Origin of the sequence: Pseudotamlana agarivorans, from assembly GCF_001642835.1 — a bacterium.
GTDB classification, from domain to species: domain Bacteria; phylum Bacteroidota; class Bacteroidia; order Flavobacteriales; family Flavobacteriaceae; genus Pseudotamlana; species Pseudotamlana agarivorans.
In genome coordinates this window covers 90,288-108,600 of the sequence record NZ_LXEI01000009.1, presented here as the reverse complement: position 1 = coordinate 108,600, position 18,313 = coordinate 90,288, and the positions used below count along the sequence as shown (strand labels likewise).

Genomic DNA, 18,313 nt, shown 5'->3' with positions numbered 1-18,313 from the left:
AATAGACAAAGGAAAAAACAAAAAAAGAACTTTAGTTTACAATACATCTCTTAAATAATCAGTGGTCTTTTGAGTGAATTCTAACAAAAGGATCTATTTTGAAAAAATATTCTTTATTATCAATTTCGAAGGATAAAACAATGGTGTAGTAAAGGTATAACCCTTTGACGTCACAATCTGGTTTTGCTTTACTTTTAACTAAAAAATATTCTTCGTTACTATCTTTATAAGTTCTAGGCGTTACATAAAGCCCGCCATCTGGCGCTACCGAGGTATATTTGTTATTTTTTTTAAAGATGATGTATTCTTGCCAATCTTGTAAAGTCATAAAAGATTTAGAAGCCTTGCTTAGGTTAACAAACTTTAAATAGTGTAATTTAGGTTGAATATCGCTGCCAGAAAAGTTTATTTTAAACTCTACTTTTTCACCACATTTAAGATTAAAAAAGAAGCCTTTTGAATTACATTTTACAAAAAAGTCTAACAATATAGGGTTATGGTGGGAGCCTTCTCCAATATAAGTGTTTTGAATGGTTTCTTTTAGTTCGTGAAAATCTAAATCAAGATCTAATACAACTTCTTTAGTAGTAACCGTTTTCTGTGTCATAAATTTATATATGGTTTGGTTAAAGTATTCAAATATATAGAAATATTTAACGAATCTACAGTTAAAATTATTCACTGGATAAAAGGGTGCATTTACTAAAGTTTTTGGGTCATTCACACATTTATTTTTTTATTGCCTTGTAAGTACAGTATGTTTGATATAATCAAAGTTAAGAAGGGTGCTATCTGTAAACCAGAATGGAGTAGGAGTTAATTTAAATTATAAGACTATGAAATCATTGAGTTCAGAAGCCATCATAAACGTAAATGATTTTTACAATATTTGTATGAATGATATTGGTAAGTTAGTTTCGGGAGTATCAAAAGGATCTGCAATTATATTTAACGATACCGGAAAACCAGTAGATTTTTATGTTTATAATTCTATGGATTCCATGTGTTGGTTACCCACGCAAAAAATCAATATTACTCATGGTAATTATGGTACGATAACAGCATCTGGTAAATACTTCAAAATTCATCCAGATAAAAACAAAATTAATGAATTTTTAGTAGTTCCTAACGAAGCCTATATTTACAAAGGGCCAGGGGTGTTGGTTCACATTGAGAAAGTATAAAAATACTTTTAGATGGAAACGTTCCTTTCCTACAGCGGTTTATATTTAGAAGTCTCTCACATAAATATGTAAAGGAAGGTAGTGTTACACTAATCTTTGAAGTTATTTGATTTTTGTGTTTTTAAAAGTGTTGAAGGGATTAAATATTATTGCTAATTAAATTTTTTAAAAACACAGTTATTAACGAATCCCGAAGAAAACCGGTTTTGCTATTAACGGTTTCTTTGGGATTTTTTAGTATACTTATCTATAAATAAGTTACATAGTTTTCTCTTCCTGAATTTATAACATAATTTTATTAATTAGCACCTAAATGGTGTGACATAACAGATGTATTGTTATTGAAAGCCTAAGCTGTTGCGTTATAAAATTATGTAAAATCCGAAATTATTATCTGAATTGAGGATGAAAGTTAAAGATAAATCAACTATTGAGCGAGTTAAAACAAAATTAGCGTATTTACTAATGCAATCCCAGAATTAAGCAAATATGCTTTAGAGAATATGGTTGACAAACTTTAAATCATATCTATAAACATAGTGTATAGAAATTTTAAAGCAAGGATTTGAGCGATGGAAAATTTTATACTCTTGTGGCAAGTCAACGAGAATCTTCTGAAAAAAATTAAAGCAGGATTTTTCAAGTTTAAGAGAATTTCAATAACATCTAAAAGCTAGCTTTTTTTTGGCGGCTGCAAGCGATGGATAATTGAATTTTAAAAATGATTGCAATAACAATTATGTTTTAAATAAACAATCGAGCGTTTGAAGGCGGCAATTTTACATAACGACTAATTATAGTATAAAATTTGTAGTTACGATGTTTCTTGAGAATCGCGTATTTAAAAAAAGTTGAACAATTGTACAGAATATTAAAATTAAACGCTTAATAATATCTATAATTATGTTAAATACACAGTATTCGTCATTTTTATCACACAACACATTTGTACTATAATTTATATTATGTAAAATAGAATATTTCGTTCTCCATCTACTATCCTTCATTTATTTGATTTATGAATTAAAATGAAATATCCCATTGGATTCGAAAACGGAAACCATCTGCAGGATCAAGAAGCGAATTATCGTCAATTTGGAAATAAGTAATCTCTGAGGTTAATTTATTCCGGTGTCCATTAAAAAACCAATTAATAGCCAAGCCGAATTCTTGTTCTAAATCTTTTGGAATTTCTGTGTTCGGATTATAATTAGCAAATCTACCTGCAACTTCTAATGGCTTTGGTATAAAATCAAAAACATTTGAGAAAAAATAACCGGCTTGTACATACAAACCACTTAAATGGGTTTCAGTATGGTTTATGTTGTCAAAAATAGTTTTTCTATGTAGTTCACTTTGCCATGAAAACCCTTTGTATTTAAATGCACTTTCAATCATAAATTGATTCACCTTATATTGTCCAGCTACACCTTCAGCAAAACCCTCCAACTGACCACCACCAGCTTGAGAAAATCTGGTATACGGACTTGTATTGGTCGCTGCAGCAAAAGCGATTAAAGCTTCTGGTTTCTGTAAGTTTTCTAAATCGGAACCAGACATGGAGACTTCTCGTCCTAATAAGTTCCACTGAAAGCGTCCTACATACATCATTTTATTATCATCATTTTCTGTAGAACCTCTACCCGTTCCAGTTAAAAGCGATAAATGGTAAGTGATATCGGCTGGGGTTTCTTCAAATAATCGTCCGTAAAATGAAATCCCTTGTTGGCGGTCTAAAGTAAACGGACGGTTTATAATGGAACGATCAACCATTTGCTGTTTACCCGACGAAATAACGCGTTCTCGATTATAATAAGTTTTCCACTGACCAATTTTAATGTTAAAACCTTTCCATTTTTCAAACATGATTCTAAAGTCCAACAAGTTAGATTGAGATAACTCGTATTCAAAATAATATTTTAAATAAGGTTGAAAGGCATGCCCCCCTATTTTTAAACGCGCACGATTAATTTTATAAACGGCGTTATTTGTTGGAAATATATCATCGTAATCTAATGGATTTTGGTCTCCAGGTGTTGCAAAACGAAACTGTAATCGGGACTCAATATGAAGTAAATGTTTATTATCGGTGGTTTTAAATTGAAATCCTTTATTGGTGTAATCAATTTCAATCTTTTTTAATGAAATTGAATCCTTATTAACCTCTTGGGAATAAGCGTTATTAAAGATTATAATAAAAAGTAGAATAAATTTTATTGGGGTGCCTAGATGAAAAACAGGAATTCTAATTTGCATTAACTTTTTGGTATAACGTAAATTCAAAATATTTTGTTTAAAAAACTCAGTGTTTATAGTCCAATTATAAATGTTTGGAAAACAGAAAGGTAATCCAATTTTATACGTCAAAGTTACATATATAGTCATTAACATTTAACATAAAACACATATAAATGTACAGTTTAATTTATGTAAATATTAGAGTTAACTGTATATTTGCATCTTAATTTAAAGCATGAAAAACAGCTCGAAATCTAAAAGTGAAAAGTCTCGTATTAAGCTATTACATCAGTATTACAGCTATACGGGGTTTTATAATTTTGTTTGGCAAGCCGTTAAGAAAGCATTGCCCATTATTATTGGTGTCGTTGTTTTAGTTTATGTGATTAATCATTTTTTTGATATCAACAAGGCTTTAACCGAACTTACCGAAATTCTTCCTGCTTGGGGTGTTTTAAGTTTCTTTTTCGTGTCTGAAACCCTTTTAGGACTTATACCTCCCGAAATTTTTATTGCTTGGGCCGGAAAAATGTATAGTCCATGGTTTTTTCTCGGACTTTTAGCCGTGCTCTCTTATGTCGGTGGATTACTGGCGTATTGGATGGGCCGTACCATTACAAAAATACCTTCGGTGCATAACTACTTGGAAGTTAAAATGGAAAAACAACTTAAAAACTCCCGAAAATGGGGTGGTTTTTTAATTGTTGTTGGAGCTTTATTGCCACTACCCTTTTCAATATCATGTATCGCTGCCGGAATTATTAAATTTCCATTTAGAGCGGTAATCCTTTATGGTTCACTGCGCTTATTACGATTTGTAATCTACGGATTGGTTATTTTCCACGCCTTGTAATAGCTGACATTTAGTGTGGTATTGGTCAAAAATTAATAAAATTATTTAAAAAAGATATCATGTTTTCATCAATCAATATTTTCAGACTTATTGCCTTATTAGAAGGTGTTTCCTATATTTTATTGTTGTTTATCGCAACACCAATAAAATATCTATATCACGATCCGCAATATGTTAAAATGCTAGGTATGCCTCATGGTTTACTATTTGTAGCCTATGTTGCTTTTGCATTTATGTTTAAAAAAGAATTTGCTTGGAACACCAAGCAATTCCTAACCGTATTAATTGCTTCAGTGATCCCTTTCGGAACTTTTTATATCGATAAAGTGTACCTGAAAAAATTAAGCGCGAAATGAATATTTTAAAACGTCGTTTTTTTGATTATTTAATTTCAATGGGTTTAGATGAAAACTTAGCGCAATACATCAATGCCTTCGTTTTTCTTCTAGGGTTATTAATAATAATTTTCATAATAGATTTCATTATTAAGAAGATTATTATTCAAGCTTTTGCACAGTTATCAAGTCGTACTAAAACCAATTTCGACGATTTATTAATCGCTAATAAAGTGCCGCGTAACGTCGCTCATATTATTCCCTTTATTATTGCCTTAGAATTTATTCCAGATATTTTTGAAGATTTTTCAGATTTCGAAATAATTATTGAAAAAGGGCTTCAAGTTTTCGCTATTATTCTCACGCTTTGGGTGGTTAGAAGTGTTTTAAATACAGTTAAAGATTATTTTAAAACCTTACCTCGATTAAGAGATAAACCTATCGATAGCTACATTCAGGTTTTCATGATTTTTGCGTGGACCGTTGGTGTATTTTCGGCAATTGCCATTATGACCGGTATTCCGTTTATAAACTTTATTACAGGTATGGGAGCTATTTCTGCTGTAATTTTGTTGGTTTTCAAGGATACTATTTTAGGTTTTGTTGCCAGTATTCAAGTGGCTATCAACGATATGGTACGTATTGGCGATTGGATCACGGTTGAAAAATATGGTGCCGATGGTGATGTTATTGAAATCAATTTAGCTACGGTTAAAGTGCAAAATTTTGATAAAACCATCACCACCATTCCGCCTTATGCCCTAATTTCTGATTCGTTTAAAAACTGGCGTGGTATGTCAACTTCTGGTGGCCGACGCATTAAACGTTCTTTAATTATCAAGCAAAGTGGTGTTAAGTATTTGTCTGTTGAAGATGTGGAAGCTTTAAAGAAAATACAGTTGTTGACCGATTATCTTGAAACACGTCAAGGCGATATTGATTCATATAACTCGTCTAATCAAATCAATAAAGAGGTGTTGATTAATGGACGAAATCTTACCAATTTAGGCGTGTTTAGAAAATACATCGACTCGTATTTAAACAACCATTCTGCTATAAATAAGGATATGATGATTATGGCGCGACAATTAGCACCATCCACACAAGGTATTTCTTTAGAAATTTATGCTTTTAGTAGCGATAAACGTTGGGCAAATTATGAATACATCATGGCTGATATTTTCGACCACTTAATAGCGGCCCTACCCTATTTTGGTTTGGAAGTGTTTGAACTACCAAGTGATTCTAGTTTTAAACAAGCTTAGTAATCAATTTCAATGATTTTATAAGGTACTTTAAATTAAAGGTACAAGTTTCTTCGATTAAACAACTAAACATGTAAACGAATAAACAAGCAAAATTCTTATTCTTTAACTACAATCACCGTAGCTTTAACACCAGTAGCTAAATTCCATTGGTTATGCGTTACTACATTACCCATGTCGTCAATAACACGAAATTCGGCGGTATTAGGACCAGATTCTCCTTGATTAAGAGCTACAAAATCAATTTTATTTATTCCTGGTTTTAAGTCTAATTTAAATCCTTTAAATGAATTTGATAAAAACACTCTAGCATGTACAACATCGTCGTTTACACGAACCTGAATAATATCGCCGTCCATGTAACCATGATCACGGTATACTACATTTACAAATTTACCATTGCTATTAAAATCTCCTAAATATTGATCGACAGTACTGCCGTTTCGAAGTTCAATTTCTTCTTTACTCAACTTTAAATGATCTAGGGTTTTATTGATTTTATCGACGTATAATTCACCTGGATCTCCAAATTCCTCCTCTGCAAACATCGAAAATTCCTTTTTTGGAAAAGGTGTATTAGGTGTTGGTTTCGGTAAATCTAAATTTTCCTCAGGCTTGATTTCCGGAGTTTCAGTTTTTGTGTCTTGTGGGGCTTCAATAGCAGGAATATTAAAGGATTTTTTTCGACTATCAATCTGAGAATAAGCAGATAGTGAAAATAAAATCACAAAGAGATATAAGATGTAAGATTTCATTAATCTTCTGTATTTTATTTGAGAATTTTGCCTGTTATTGATAGCAAAGATATTTTTTTCTTTGAAAATCAAAAGGTTCTCATTCATATTTAGTAGATGTTTAACAATAAGTATTCCGAAAATAACGCGTTTAGGTACAAGGTTCGTATGTATTCAGGCTTTATATGAAGAGCATTGGATTAATAAGCTAGTAGTGCTAATAAAGCTTTTTCAAAACGTTCTTTAGGTAAATACTGATTTTCTAAATTTTTAGTAAAAGGTATAGGGGTTTCTAAACTCGCAACGCGTTTTACTGGAGCATCTAAAAACTCAAAACAATGCTCCATAATTAAGGCGGAAATATCACTCGCTATTCCTCCAAATAGTGAATCTTCCTGTAAAATAATGACTTTCCCCGTCTTTTTAACAGAATCGTAAATCGCTTCGGTGTCTAATGGTTGAAGGGTTCTTAAGTCAATTAAATCTGCCGAGATGTCTAGGTGTTTATCTAAAGTATTTAAGACCCAATGTACACCTGCGCCATAAGAAATGATCGTAACATGCTCCCCTTTTCTTACGACTGATGCTTTGCCGAAAGGTAAGGTGTAATAATCCTCTGGAACATCTTGCTGTATCGTTCTATAAAGGGCTTTATGCTCGAAAAACAACACGGGATTTGGATCGTTAATGGCCGTAGCAAGAAGGCCTTTGGCATCGTAAGGAAACGCTGGATAAACCACTTTTAATCCTGGAGTTTTAGTAAACCATGCTTCGTTGGTTTGTGAGTGAAAAGGTCCAGCGCCTACATCACCCCCGCAAGGCATTCTAATCACCACATCGGCATTTTGCCCCCATCGGTAATGCGATTTTGCTAATAAATTTACAACGGGGTTAAATCCTGACGAAATAAAATCTCCAAACTGCATTTCAACAACACTTTTCATTCCGGCTATAGATAATCCCATAGCGGCTTCAATGATGGCGGATTCGCAAATGGGCGTGTTGCGTATTCTGCCTTTTCCAAACTGCTCAACAAAACCCTTGCTGATTTTAAAAGCCCCACCATATTCAGCGATGTCCTGTCCCATCATTATGAGATTGTCATGACGCTCCATGCTTTGCTTTAAACTTTCTGAAATAGCATCAATAAATCTTATGTTGTTAAAATTATTTTTAACACTAACTTCTTGATATTTATATTGTTGATAAACATCATTTAATTCTAAACTTTCACTAGGTGTTATGTCACTTTCTTTAAAACTAGTCGCTATAGCTTCATTAATAATATGACTGAAATCGGTTTTAATTTCATTTTTTAAATCTTCCGTAAGCACAGATTTATTTTCCAAAAACTGCTCAAAATTATCAATGGGATCTTTGGTTTTCCATGTTTCAAAAAGGCTGTTTGGCACATAATCGGTTCCGCTAGACTCCTCATGACCACGCATCCTAAAAGTTTTAAACTCGATTAAAACAGGTCTGTGATTATGACGAATACTTTCGGCAATGGCTTTCACTTTAGTAAAAACATCTACAATATTATTGCCATCAATAATATGTGATTCCATGCCATAACCTATAGCCCTATCAGCTAAATCCTTACAATTATATTGCTCGTTGGTAGGTGTTGAAAGTCCGTAGCCATTGTTTTCAATACAAAATATAACAGGCAGTTGCCAAACCGAAGCGACATTCAAAGCTTCATGAAAATCACCTTCACTCGTACCGCCTTCCCCAGTAAACACCGCAGTAATTCGATTTTTATTTTGTAATTTATGTGCTAATGCTATGCCATCGGCCACGCCTAATTGCGGACCTAAATGTGAAATCATTCCAATAATCTTATGGGCTTGAGAACCAAAATGAAAAGAGCGATCGCGCCCTTTTGTAAAGCATGAAGCCTTACCATTCCACTGCGAAATTAATTGTTTAAGCGGTATTTTTCGAGTTGTAAATACACCTAAGTTTCGGTGCATAGGCAAAATATACTCATCAGACTTTAAAGCCATGGTCACGCCTACTGAAATCGCTTCTTGCCCGATACCCGAAAACCATTTGCTAATTTTACCCTGTCTTAATAAAATCAGCATTTTTTCCTCTATCATTCTAGGAAACAGCATGTTTTTGTACAATGCTATTAAATCATTTTCATGGAGATGTTCTGCTTGATATGGCATGTCAAATCGACCGTTAAAAGTGTTTTAAATTACTATTTTTAAGCAAATCAAAGATACCATAAAATGCACTGCTTTCTAAGGGTTTTAAGTCTCAAAAGCGAGCCTGAATTTTTCAATGTTTTTCTTACATTTGTTTAAATACACATCATAAAATAAAACTCATGAATAGGATTCCGAGTGTCGATTTAAAAGATTTTATTTCTAATGACGCTGCCAAAAAACAAAATTTTGTAAATGCTATTGGTAAAGCTTATGAAGAGATTGGTTTTGTGGCTTTAAAAGGTCATTTTTTAAACCAAGAACTTGAAGAAAATCTTTACAAAGAAATTAAAAACTTTTTTGACTTACCTATTGAAACCAAACAGAAATACGAAATTCCTGAAATTGGTGGACAACGTGGTTATGTATCTTTTGGAAAAGAGAGTGCCAAAGGTAAAAAAGAAGGGGATTTAAAAGAGTTTTGGCATTTTGGGCAATATGTTGAGGACGATGATGCATTGAAGGCTGAATACCCTGATAATGTTATGGTTGAAGAGCTTCCTGGTTTTAATTCAACAGGAAAAGAAGCTTATCAAATGCTTGAAAAAACCGCCAAATATGTATTGCGTGCATTAGCGATTCATCTCAATTTAGAAGAAACCTATTTCGACCAATACATCCATAATGGAAACTCTATTCTAAGACCTATTCACTACCCTCCTATTAGCGAAGAACCTAAAGATGCGGTACGTGCCGCGGCTCATGGCGACATCAATTTAATTACCTTATTAATGGGAGCTCAAGGGCGTGGTTTACAAGTTCAAAATCATAAAGGCGAATGGATTGATGCTATTGCAGAGCCTGATGAACTGATGATTAATGTTGGTGATATGCTGTCAAGACATACTAATAACAAATTAAAATCCACCATACACCGTGTTATCAATCCGCCAAAAGAACTTTGGGGAACTTCACGTTATTCCATTCCTTTTTTCATGCACCCCATAAGCGCTATGAAATTAGATGTCCTAGAGGATTGCGTGGATGCCGAAAACCCAAAAGCTTTTGAAGATATTACTGCTGGCGAGTTTTTAAGAGAGCGTTTAATTGAATTGGGCTTGATAAAATAATTAGCTTCCTGAAAAAGCATTCTAAAAAAACTACCTTATACCCTATTAAAAAATAGAAAATGGATTTACAAGATCAATTAAAAAATTTATTTCCAGATCACATTGAAGAAACTCCAGAAGACACTACAAATAGTGATGATAATATCTGGATGCAGGACGATCCTATTTTATGTAAATACGAGAAGCGTAAAGGTAAACCTATTACCATTTTAGAAGGTTACACCGGTGCTACTGAGGATTTTAAAATATTAGCCAAGGAAATAAAAACCAAGCTTAGTGTTGGTGGTAGTTTTAAAGATGATAAAATTATCATTCAGGGAGATTACCGTGATAAAATCATGCAAATGCTTAAGAAAAAAGGATTTAACGTAAAACGCGTAGGCGGTTAATTTATGGAAAAGAAGATACTTCACATTACCAATGGTTCTGTTTTAACCAACTTTTTAAATGAGTTGAAAGTTGAAGGTGAATTTCTAACATGGCAGGCGATGTTATGTGAAGGTCCTACTACTGAAAAGGTTTTTTCAGAAGAATTTTTAGAGTTGCGTAGAGTACATTTTAAAGACTTTTATGATGTTGAAGTAGATAATGATCTTATTAAAAGTGAATTAGAAAAACTTAATCATCCCGATGATTATTCTGAAATTGTATTGTGGTTCGAATACGATTTATTTTGTCACCTTAACATGGTAGCCATTATAAGTCTGCTAAAACAAAAAAAGTTGAAACTGCCCGTCTATTTGGTCTGTAGCGGCCGTGTAAAAGGTAGTAAAACTTTAAAAGGCCTTTCAGAACTTAGTTCGGAACAACTTCTAGCACATTATAAAAATAAGGTACGCCTTACCGAAGAAGATTTAGAACTTGCACGAAATGTGTGGAGTATTTATTGTGGTGTCGATCATAATTTATTAAAACCACTCATTGTAAAAAGTTCATCGTTTAATTATCTAAGCAATTGCTTAAAAGCCCATTTAGAGCGTTTTCCAGATTCAGTTTCAGGTTTAAATGACCTGGAAAAGAACATTCTTGAAATCATTCATAAAAACAAAATTACTTCTAAAAATCACCTGTTAGGTTATATTCTAAATTATCAAGGCTTTTTTGGTTATGGCGATCTTCAACTCTCTAGGATTATTGATGAATTGGAGGTTTTATATACTATTAAAAAAGATCATATTGAACTGAATAGAGATGGCTATTTGGCCCTTGAAAATCAGCTTAATTGTGCTGATAAAATTGAAAACCACATGATGTATGGCGGTGTTAAAAAAGCAGCATTCTATTTTAGTCGATCGGAAAATAAACTTATAAAATCTGTGCATTATGACGATTAAAGAGTCTGAACTGATTCTGAATCCAGATGGTAGTATATATCATTTGAATTTAAAACCTGAAAATATTGCGCATACCGTTTTATTAGTGGGTGATCAAAATCGTGTAGAAAAAATATCAAAACATTTTGATCATATCGAATTTACAACTCAGAAGCGTGAGTTTAAAACCCATACAGGCACCTATAAAGGAAAACGTATCACCGTGTTATCTACGGGAATTGGTCCCGATAATATTGATATTGTCTTGAATGAATTGGATGCTCTGGTAAACATCGACTTTAAAACCAGACAGGTTAAAGAATCGCTTACTAAGCTTGACATTATTAGAATTGGTACCTCAGGATCGCTTCAAGACAATATTCCGGTTGATGCTTTTGTTTTAAGTACGCATGGTTTAGATATTAATGGATTACTACGTGCCTATCAAATAGATCATATTGCAAATCCAGATATCGAAAAGGCCTTTATTAAACACACCAACTGGAGTTCTCATAAAGCGACACCCATAATTATTCGTGGTAGTGAAATCCTAGAAAAGAAACTAGAAAGTGACTTAATCCATAAAGGATTAACGGCTACAGCAGGTGGTTTTTATGGTCCACAAGGTCGTGTGTTAAGATTAGATATTCAAGATCCCGATTTAAATGCCAAAATGGATAATTTTAACTTTAATGGTGTTGTAATTTCTAATTTTGAAATGGAAACCTCAGCCATCTATGGCTTGTCAAAATTACTAGGCCATGATGCCTTATCTTTAAACGCCATAATAGCCAATCGTGCGAATGGTACTTTCAGTAAAAATCCTTTAGCGGCTATAGAAAAATTAATTAGTTACACTTTAAATAAACTTGTAGAATAGTTTTATCCTGATATGAAAAAAGTAAAGATTGGTGGCGTTCCGGAACATTTTAACTTAGCTTGGTACCTGACTATAAAAAATGGTGAATACAAAGCAGAGGATATCAATTTACGATGGCAAGATTATCCCGATGGCACTGGTGCGATGTGTAAAGGATTAAGAGCTGGTGATATAGATATGGCTGTCATTTTAACGGAAGGCATTGTCAAGGATATTATAGCAGGTAATCCTAGTAAAATTGTACAAACTTTTGTGCAGTCGCCATTAATTTGGGGCGTTCATGTGGCTAATGATTCTACTTTTAAAGTTGTTGAAGACCTTAAAGGTACTAAGGCTGCTATTAGTCGATACGGTTCTGGTTCACATCTTATGGCCTATATTAATGCTGAAAATCATCATTGGAACTTAGACAAAGATTTAAATTTTGAAATCATAAATAACCTTGAAGGTGCTGTAATAGGTCTTACTGAAAGTAAGGCAGATTATTTTTTATGGGAAAAATTTATGACCAAACCTATTGTAGATCAAGGTGTTTTTAGACGTATTTCCGATTGTCCAACCCCTTGGCCCTGCTTTGTTGTGGCTGCGAGAGAAGATTTTATTGAAAATCATTCTGATGAACTCAAAACCATTCTAGAAATTATTAATAATACTACTGCGGACTTCAAAGGTATTCCTAGTATCGACAAAACCATTGCAAACCGATATAATTTGCAATTGGAAGATGTTCAAGACTGGTTAAACCTTACGGAATGGTCTCAAGAATTAATTGATGAAAAAACACTCACCGAAATTCAAGAGCAATTACATAAATTAGGCATTATTTCTAAAATAGTTGGTTATGAGACCTTAACGCATAGTTTGTAATTTTCTTCTAAGTTTATACCATTTCACCTCATTTTTAAGGCTTTGATAATAAATTTTATCGTTTTCAAATGTACTTCCGAATAGCAATATCGTTGTCTGTTTTATTTAGATTAGTAGGGTTTCATTTTATTTAGTTTGTCTATTTAGCTTCTTTTATATAAATTCGCTACTTCACGAAAATTGGTAAACCAGTTTTCGTGACAAACCAATAACCCTAAACTATAACAAATGAAACTAAATTTACTTAAGATCATGCGATTGTTTACAATCTGTATGATGTTTTTTGCTTTTAACCCAGTGTTAACAGCCCAAACAATTCCAGCTGATTTGATGAATAATTGTAGTCAGTGGAAAATCACAAAACCTGATGGTTCAGAACAAAAACCATTGTGTCAATACCCCGAACAAGACTATTATTTTTTGAATACAGCGAAAGATGCTATTGTTTTTCGAGTAGAAATTAACGGAAGCAATGGTTCTACAGCCAACTCTAATTACATCCGATCAGAACTTCGCGAAAGACTACCTGATGGGAGTTTAGATGTGTATTGGACAACCGCTGGACAACATGTTATTTATGTCGAGCAAGCTATTACCCACTTACCTACTTACAAAAATCATTTAGTGGCTACTCAAATTCATGGCAACAAAGATGATGGTATTGATGATGCTATGGTGTTAAGATTGGAAGGTCAACACTTATTTTTGTCATTTAACGGTGGCAAATTAAGACCTGATTTTACTATTAAAACAAATTATCAAATAGGAACAAAACACGAAGTTATTTTTGAAGTTATTGATGGTAAACATTATTGTTATTATTCAGAAGACGGTAATCTAAAAGCAAGTTACGATGCTGGAACTGCATCCCAGTATTTAGTTAAGGATATAGCCAATGGGACTGATTATGTCATGGATTTAAACTATAACCAAACCTATTTTAAAGTTGGAAATTATACCCAATCTAATGTTTCTAGAGAAGAAGAGTACGCTAATAAAGCTGGACTAACTTACGATCCAAATGCCTTAAATTACGGTGAAGTTGAAGTTTATAACTTTAGTGTGATTCATGATGGTGTTGTTGATGGTGGTTCTGAAGGTGGTGTAGACCCTCCGGCTCCAGGAACGACTCCACCAGCAGAAGATGAAATAACTATTTTAGATGCAATAGGTGTAGGTACCGAAACAGGTAAAAATAATGTAGGTTCACCTTATGCCTTTGATGATGTTGTAACAGCAGATTTCTATTGGGCTGCTGATGCTTCAGTAGGTGAAGCTTCTATTACTTTCGATTTAGGTTGTAACCGTGACTTAACCGAAATAGGTATTCATTTCCTAAAAGCAGATGCTAGAACTACAAAATTTGATGTTGCTGTTTCAAATGATGAAGGTGCTACATATACAAATGTAATTACTGCACAAGATAGTTATGCGACAGGTTACACGGTTGATGATGAACAAAAATTTGATTTAACTGGTAGTAATGGTCGTTATGTTAAAATTATCGGACATGGAAACAGTGCGAATTCTGGTTGGACCAGTATTGCCGAGGTACATATTTATGGAGAAAATGGAAGTTGTTCAACATTAAGCACTGGTGATGTACATGCTAATAACAATGCATTATCCATTTATCCTAACCCTGCTAGTAATGTTATAAATATTGCTAATGCAAAAGATTTTGAAACTGTTGAAATTTACAACTTAGTAGGTAAATTAGTTTCAAAACAAGCTATTCCAGGAAATTCAATGGATATATCAAACTTAAAATCTGGTTTATACATCTTCAAATTTTCAGGAAAAAATAATACAGTAAACAAACGCGTTATTAAAAAATAAGGTTAATAACATACTTTTAAAAGCAGATGGAATTTTTCATCTGCTTTTTTTTATGCTTTAAAATCACCTTAGCAGTGATATTAAATTATGGTTTATAATATAATAGCTTGTCATTCAGTACTAACCATAAAAACAAAATGTTAATATAAATCTAAAATAGTAACAAGCCTATTTCAAATTATTACATTTGGGCAAAACCAATAAAAACAATGAAAAAACTCCTACTTTTAGCTTTAGCAGTATCTGCTTTCAGCTGTAAAACAGAAACAAAGCCAGATTATATTGTGATTTCTGGGAAAATAACAAATAAATTACCTGCAGAGTTATCAATAAACACCCAAGACCGTTCATTTACTGAAGTTATAGAGGTTGCTGCCGATGGAACTTTTACTGACACATTAACTGTTGAAAAAGGTTCTTACGTTTTATATGATTCTAAAAACCCTGTTTTTTTATACCTAGATTCTGGTTATAATTTAAACATTAATTATGATGCAGCCGATTTTAAAAATTCCTTAGCCATTTCTGGTGAAGGTGCTGCTGAAAATAACTACCTTAAAGAAAAAAGAGAAAAAACACCATTGTTAATGGGTGATAACGCTAGTTTTTATTCTTTAAATGAAGCTGATTTTAAAAGTAAACTGCTTAGTATAAAGGACTCATTATCGACACTTTTAACTAATACCCCTGGAATTTCTGAAAATTTCAAAACTTCAGAACAAAAGGAACTTCAATACAATTATTTAGCTGGTTTAAATGTTTATGAAAAAGCGCATAGATATTTTGCTAAAGACCAAGAATTTAAAGCCTCAGATGATTTCTTAAAAGAGTTTGATGGTTTCGACTATTCTAATGAAGCAGATTATAAAGGGTCTCCTAGTTATAAGAAAATTGTAACCGATCATTATGTTACAGAAATGACTGATTTAATGGCTAAAGATTCATTATCTCAAGAGGAAGCATTTTTCAAAACAGCAAAATCTATTCCATCAGAACTTATTAAAAACACCTTCTTATTTGATTTTGCAAATCAGTCTTTAGCACGATCAAAGGATATTGAGACGTTTTATAAAGAGTTTATGAGTATCTCAACAAATGAAGATAATAAAGCCGTAATTACTGAAAAGTACAACAAACTTACAGCTGTAGCTGAAGGTAAGCCTTCTCCTAAATTTGTAAATTATGAAAACTACAAAGGGGGTACAACTTCATTAGACGATTTAAAAGGTAAGTATGTTTATATCGATGTTTGGGCGACTTGGTGCGGACCATGTAAACGTGAAATACCTTTCTTAAAGGAATTGGAAAAAACATACCATGACAAAAACATTGAATTTGTTAGTCTTTCAATAGATAAAGTTTCAGATCGTGATAAATGGAAAAAAATGATTGAAACTGAAAATTTACAAGGTGTACAGTTATTAGCTGATAATGACTGGAAATCTAAATTTGTACAAGATTATCAAATTCAAGGTATTCCACGATTTATTTTAATCGACACTGCTGGAAACATTGTTGATCCTAATGCACCAAGACCTTCAGATCCTAAATTGGTTGAAATGTTTAGCGCATTGAATATATAATTAGAAACATTCTAATACTCTAAAAAGCCATTTTAAAGTGATATAATCCTTTAAAATGGCTTTTTTTATTGATACCAATTAAAATGTATCTAAGTCTATTTGAAATTTAATGGCGTTTCTTAACTTTCACCTGTTTTGGTGTACCTGCTTCTTCCTTTTCTGTAGGCGTTGGGTTAACAGGTTGTTCTGGTTGTTTAAATAAATCTATAAAAGCATCTCCTATATACGCTATAACATGGCTAGCGGTTAAACTCTCAAATCCGCATTGTAAAACAGCAAGATCTGCTGATTTTCCATGTAAGTAAGTTCCAAAAATGGCCGCAGAAGTTGGGTGGTATCCTTGCGATAATAACCCTAGAACAATGCCTGTTAGCACATCCCCACTACCTGCTGTAGCTAAGCCAGGATTTCCTGTGGTATTTACATAAAGCTTATCATTAAAAACAGTGATGCTAAAGGCGCCTTTTATAATGACAATCAGTTTGTATTTTTTTGTAAATGCTTTTACCTTACTAAGCTTATCGAAATCATCCGTCCATGTACCAATTAAACGTTCTAACTCTTTGGGGTGTGGTGTTAAAATACTGTTTTCAGGAAGTAATTTTAATAATGTTTTTTTCTTCGCTAATATATTTATGCCATCGGCATCAATCACTAATGGTTTTTTATTGGTTTTTAGATAAGCTTCTACAGCCTTTATAGTATCATCGTGGGTTCCCAATCCTATGCCTAAACCAATCACGGTGGGATTGATATCAAACTGAATATCACTAATTTTTTCTTCATCACCATCTGTAATCACCATGGCTTCAGGAAACGAGGCTTGTAAAGGGATATATCCGCATTTAGGTGTGTAGGCTGTCACCAACCCGGCTCCAGTCGTTAAAGTGGCTTTACTCGTTAAGGTGACTGCACCAATTTTACCATAACTTCCACCAATTACTAAAGCATGTCCAAAATCACCTTTATGGGAAAATTTTTCCCTTGGGATGTAGTTTGGGATCACTTCAACCTTGCTAATTAATTCGGCTTCAGTTTCTGTGGTTAGCAAATAGTCTGGATCTAGTCCGATATCCAATACTTCCCACTGCTCGGTATATTTAGCGGTTTCTGGTAAAAAGAAGACCAATTTAGGAGTAGCAAAGCTTAAGGTAAACCCAGCCCAAACTACATCATTTTCATCGGCTACAGGTTTATCTACAAAAAGTCCGGAAGGCACATCAATAGACAAAGTAAAAGCTTTTGTTTTTCTAAAATAAACGAACAATTCTTTAACCCAATCGGTAACCGGACGATTTAATCCAATTCCAAAAATAGCGTCAACAATAATGTCTTTTTCATTAATTTCAGGAAAATCATCACTGTCATCAATAGGTTCTGGCCAGGATTTTGTAACGCCTTTAAGTCTTTCATAGTGCGCTAAAAAATCATCGGAACGCTTGTTACTATAACCTACAATATAGGTTTTTACATGGTAGCCGTGTAAAACCAAATGACGTGCTAAAACCAATCCGTCGCCCCCATTATTACCTATACCGCAAAAAACATGTATAGGCACCGGTGCCCCTTGCATACGTAAATGCATCCAATTGAAAATTTGTACGCCCGCACGCTCCATGAGTTCAACCGAACTTATTTTTTGTCTTTCAACCGTTAATTTGTCTCCTTCGTAAATTTGTTCTTTAGAATATATTTTCATCTGTGATTTATTATTGTGGATTTTTCAGTTCTCACAAAGGTTTCTCAACTTTTTTCTACGAAAAACCAATCTATATAAGAATACTGTAAAAAAGTTCTTAAAGTTTTTTTATAAGGTTAAAAATAATACTTTTGAAATGCACTATGTAATTATAATGAATCATTTCAACCAAAATATTAACGGCATTAATTTCCTTTCAAACAAAGGAAACATGACTATTTTTGGTACAACTACAAA

16 protein-coding genes are annotated in these 18,313 nt (G+C 33.1%); 11 read left to right on the top strand and 5 right to left on the bottom strand.

Annotation, left to right across the window (positions count from 1 at the left end):
* Positions 1-58 precede the first annotated feature (58 nt).
* Positions 59-607 (bottom strand): hypothetical protein, encoded by a 549-nt coding sequence (locus tag A6I66_RS11025; protein WP_067149226.1) that lies wholly within the window; start codon positions 605-607, stop codon positions 59-61.
* 229 nt (positions 608-836) lie between these two features.
* Here A6I66_RS11025 and A6I66_RS11020 point away from each other — a divergent pair, with 229 nt between their 5' ends.
* The gene (locus A6I66_RS11020) at positions 837-1,184 is read left to right on the top strand and encodes a hypothetical protein (protein ID WP_067149223.1); all 348 of its coding nucleotides are present in this window, start codon (positions 837-839) and stop codon (positions 1,182-1,184) included.
* A 1,023-nt stretch (positions 1,185-2,207) separates the two neighbouring features.
* Here A6I66_RS11020 and A6I66_RS11015 read toward each other — a convergent pair.
* Complete coding sequence (locus tag A6I66_RS11015) at positions 2,208-3,467, bottom strand: OprO/OprP family phosphate-selective porin (RefSeq protein ID WP_245683455.1); 1,260 nt, start codon at positions 3,465-3,467, stop codon at positions 2,208-2,210.
* A gap of 190 nt (positions 3,468-3,657) precedes the next feature.
* On the opposite strand from A6I66_RS11015, the gene A6I66_RS11010 reads away from it, so the two are divergent.
* The 3 genes from A6I66_RS11010 to A6I66_RS11000 are packed head-to-tail and all read left to right on the top strand — an operon-like array spanning position 3,658 to position 5,875.
* Positions 3,658-4,275, top strand: a complete 618-nt coding sequence (locus A6I66_RS11010; protein ID WP_067149219.1) for a YqaA family protein — start codon at positions 3,658-3,660, stop codon at positions 4,273-4,275.
* Between the two features lie 59 nt (positions 4,276-4,334).
* Positions 4,335-4,631, top strand: coding sequence for a DUF3817 domain-containing protein (locus A6I66_RS11005; protein ID WP_067149216.1), 297 nt, complete (start codon positions 4,335-4,337; stop codon positions 4,629-4,631).
* Positions 4,628-5,875 carry a mechanosensitive ion channel family protein gene (locus A6I66_RS11000; protein WP_067149212.1) on the top strand — a complete coding sequence of 416 codons (1,248 nt, stop codon included), beginning with the start codon at positions 4,628-4,630 and terminating at the stop codon, positions 5,873-5,875. The genes A6I66_RS11005 and A6I66_RS11000 overlap by 4 nt, the downstream gene beginning before the upstream one ends.
* A gap of 98 nt (positions 5,876-5,973) precedes the next feature.
* Here A6I66_RS11000 and A6I66_RS10995 read toward each other — a convergent pair whose 3' ends face one another.
* Together A6I66_RS10995 and A6I66_RS10990 are read right to left on the bottom strand one after the other, a co-directional pair.
* Complete coding sequence (locus tag A6I66_RS10995) at positions 5,974-6,630, bottom strand: hypothetical protein (protein ID WP_067149423.1); 657 nt, start codon at positions 6,628-6,630, stop codon at positions 5,974-5,976.
* 179 nt (positions 6,631-6,809) lie between these two features.
* A complete protein-coding gene (locus A6I66_RS10990) occupies positions 6,810-8,786 on the bottom strand; it encodes an alpha-ketoacid dehydrogenase subunit alpha/beta (RefSeq protein ID WP_067149209.1) in 1,977 nt (658 codons plus the stop codon).
* Between the two features lie 161 nt (positions 8,787-8,947).
* Between A6I66_RS10990 and A6I66_RS10985 the strand changes: the two genes are divergently transcribed.
* The 7 genes from A6I66_RS10985 (at position 8,948) to A6I66_RS10955 (ending at position 16,377) form a co-directional block, all read left to right on the top strand.
* Complete coding sequence (locus tag A6I66_RS10985; protein WP_067149206.1) at positions 8,948-9,895, top strand: isopenicillin N synthase family dioxygenase; 948 nt, start codon at positions 8,948-8,950, stop codon at positions 9,893-9,895.
* A gap of 59 nt (positions 9,896-9,954) precedes the next feature.
* Positions 9,955-10,284 carry a translation initiation factor gene (locus A6I66_RS10980; RefSeq protein ID WP_067149203.1) on the top strand — a complete coding sequence of 110 codons (330 nt, stop codon included), beginning with the start codon at positions 9,955-9,957 and terminating at the stop codon, positions 10,282-10,284.
* Between the two features lie 3 nt (positions 10,285-10,287).
* Complete coding sequence (locus A6I66_RS10975; RefSeq protein WP_067149200.1) at positions 10,288-11,229, top strand: DUF1835 domain-containing protein; 942 nt, start codon at positions 10,288-10,290, stop codon at positions 11,227-11,229.
* Positions 11,219-12,088: a nucleoside phosphorylase gene (locus tag A6I66_RS10970; protein WP_067149197.1), complete on the top strand. Its 870-nt coding sequence runs from the start codon at positions 11,219-11,221 to the stop codon at positions 12,086-12,088. Before A6I66_RS10975 ends, A6I66_RS10970 begins: the two co-directional genes overlap by 11 nt.
* A 12-nt stretch (positions 12,089-12,100) precedes the next feature.
* Complete coding sequence (locus tag A6I66_RS10965; RefSeq protein WP_067149193.1) at positions 12,101-12,955, top strand: substrate-binding domain-containing protein; 855 nt, start codon at positions 12,101-12,103, stop codon at positions 12,953-12,955.
* Between the two features lie 228 nt (positions 12,956-13,183).
* Positions 13,184-14,794 carry a polysaccharide lyase family 7 protein gene (locus A6I66_RS17060; RefSeq protein ID WP_084399630.1) on the top strand — a complete coding sequence of 537 codons (1,611 nt, stop codon included), beginning with the start codon at positions 13,184-13,186 and terminating at the stop codon, positions 14,792-14,794.
* Between the two features lie 209 nt (positions 14,795-15,003).
* The gene (locus tag A6I66_RS10955; RefSeq protein WP_067149187.1) at positions 15,004-16,377 is read left to right on the top strand and encodes a redoxin family protein; all 1,374 of its coding nucleotides are present in this window, start codon (positions 15,004-15,006) and stop codon (positions 16,375-16,377) included.
* Positions 16,378-16,483: 106 nt separating this feature from the next.
* Here A6I66_RS10955 and A6I66_RS10950 read toward each other — a convergent pair whose 3' ends face one another.
* Positions 16,484-18,076 (bottom strand): bifunctional ADP-dependent NAD(P)H-hydrate dehydratase/NAD(P)H-hydrate epimerase, encoded by a 1,593-nt coding sequence (locus A6I66_RS10950; protein WP_067149184.1) that lies wholly within the window; start codon positions 18,074-18,076, stop codon positions 16,484-16,486.
* Positions 18,077-18,313 lie beyond the last annotated feature (237 nt).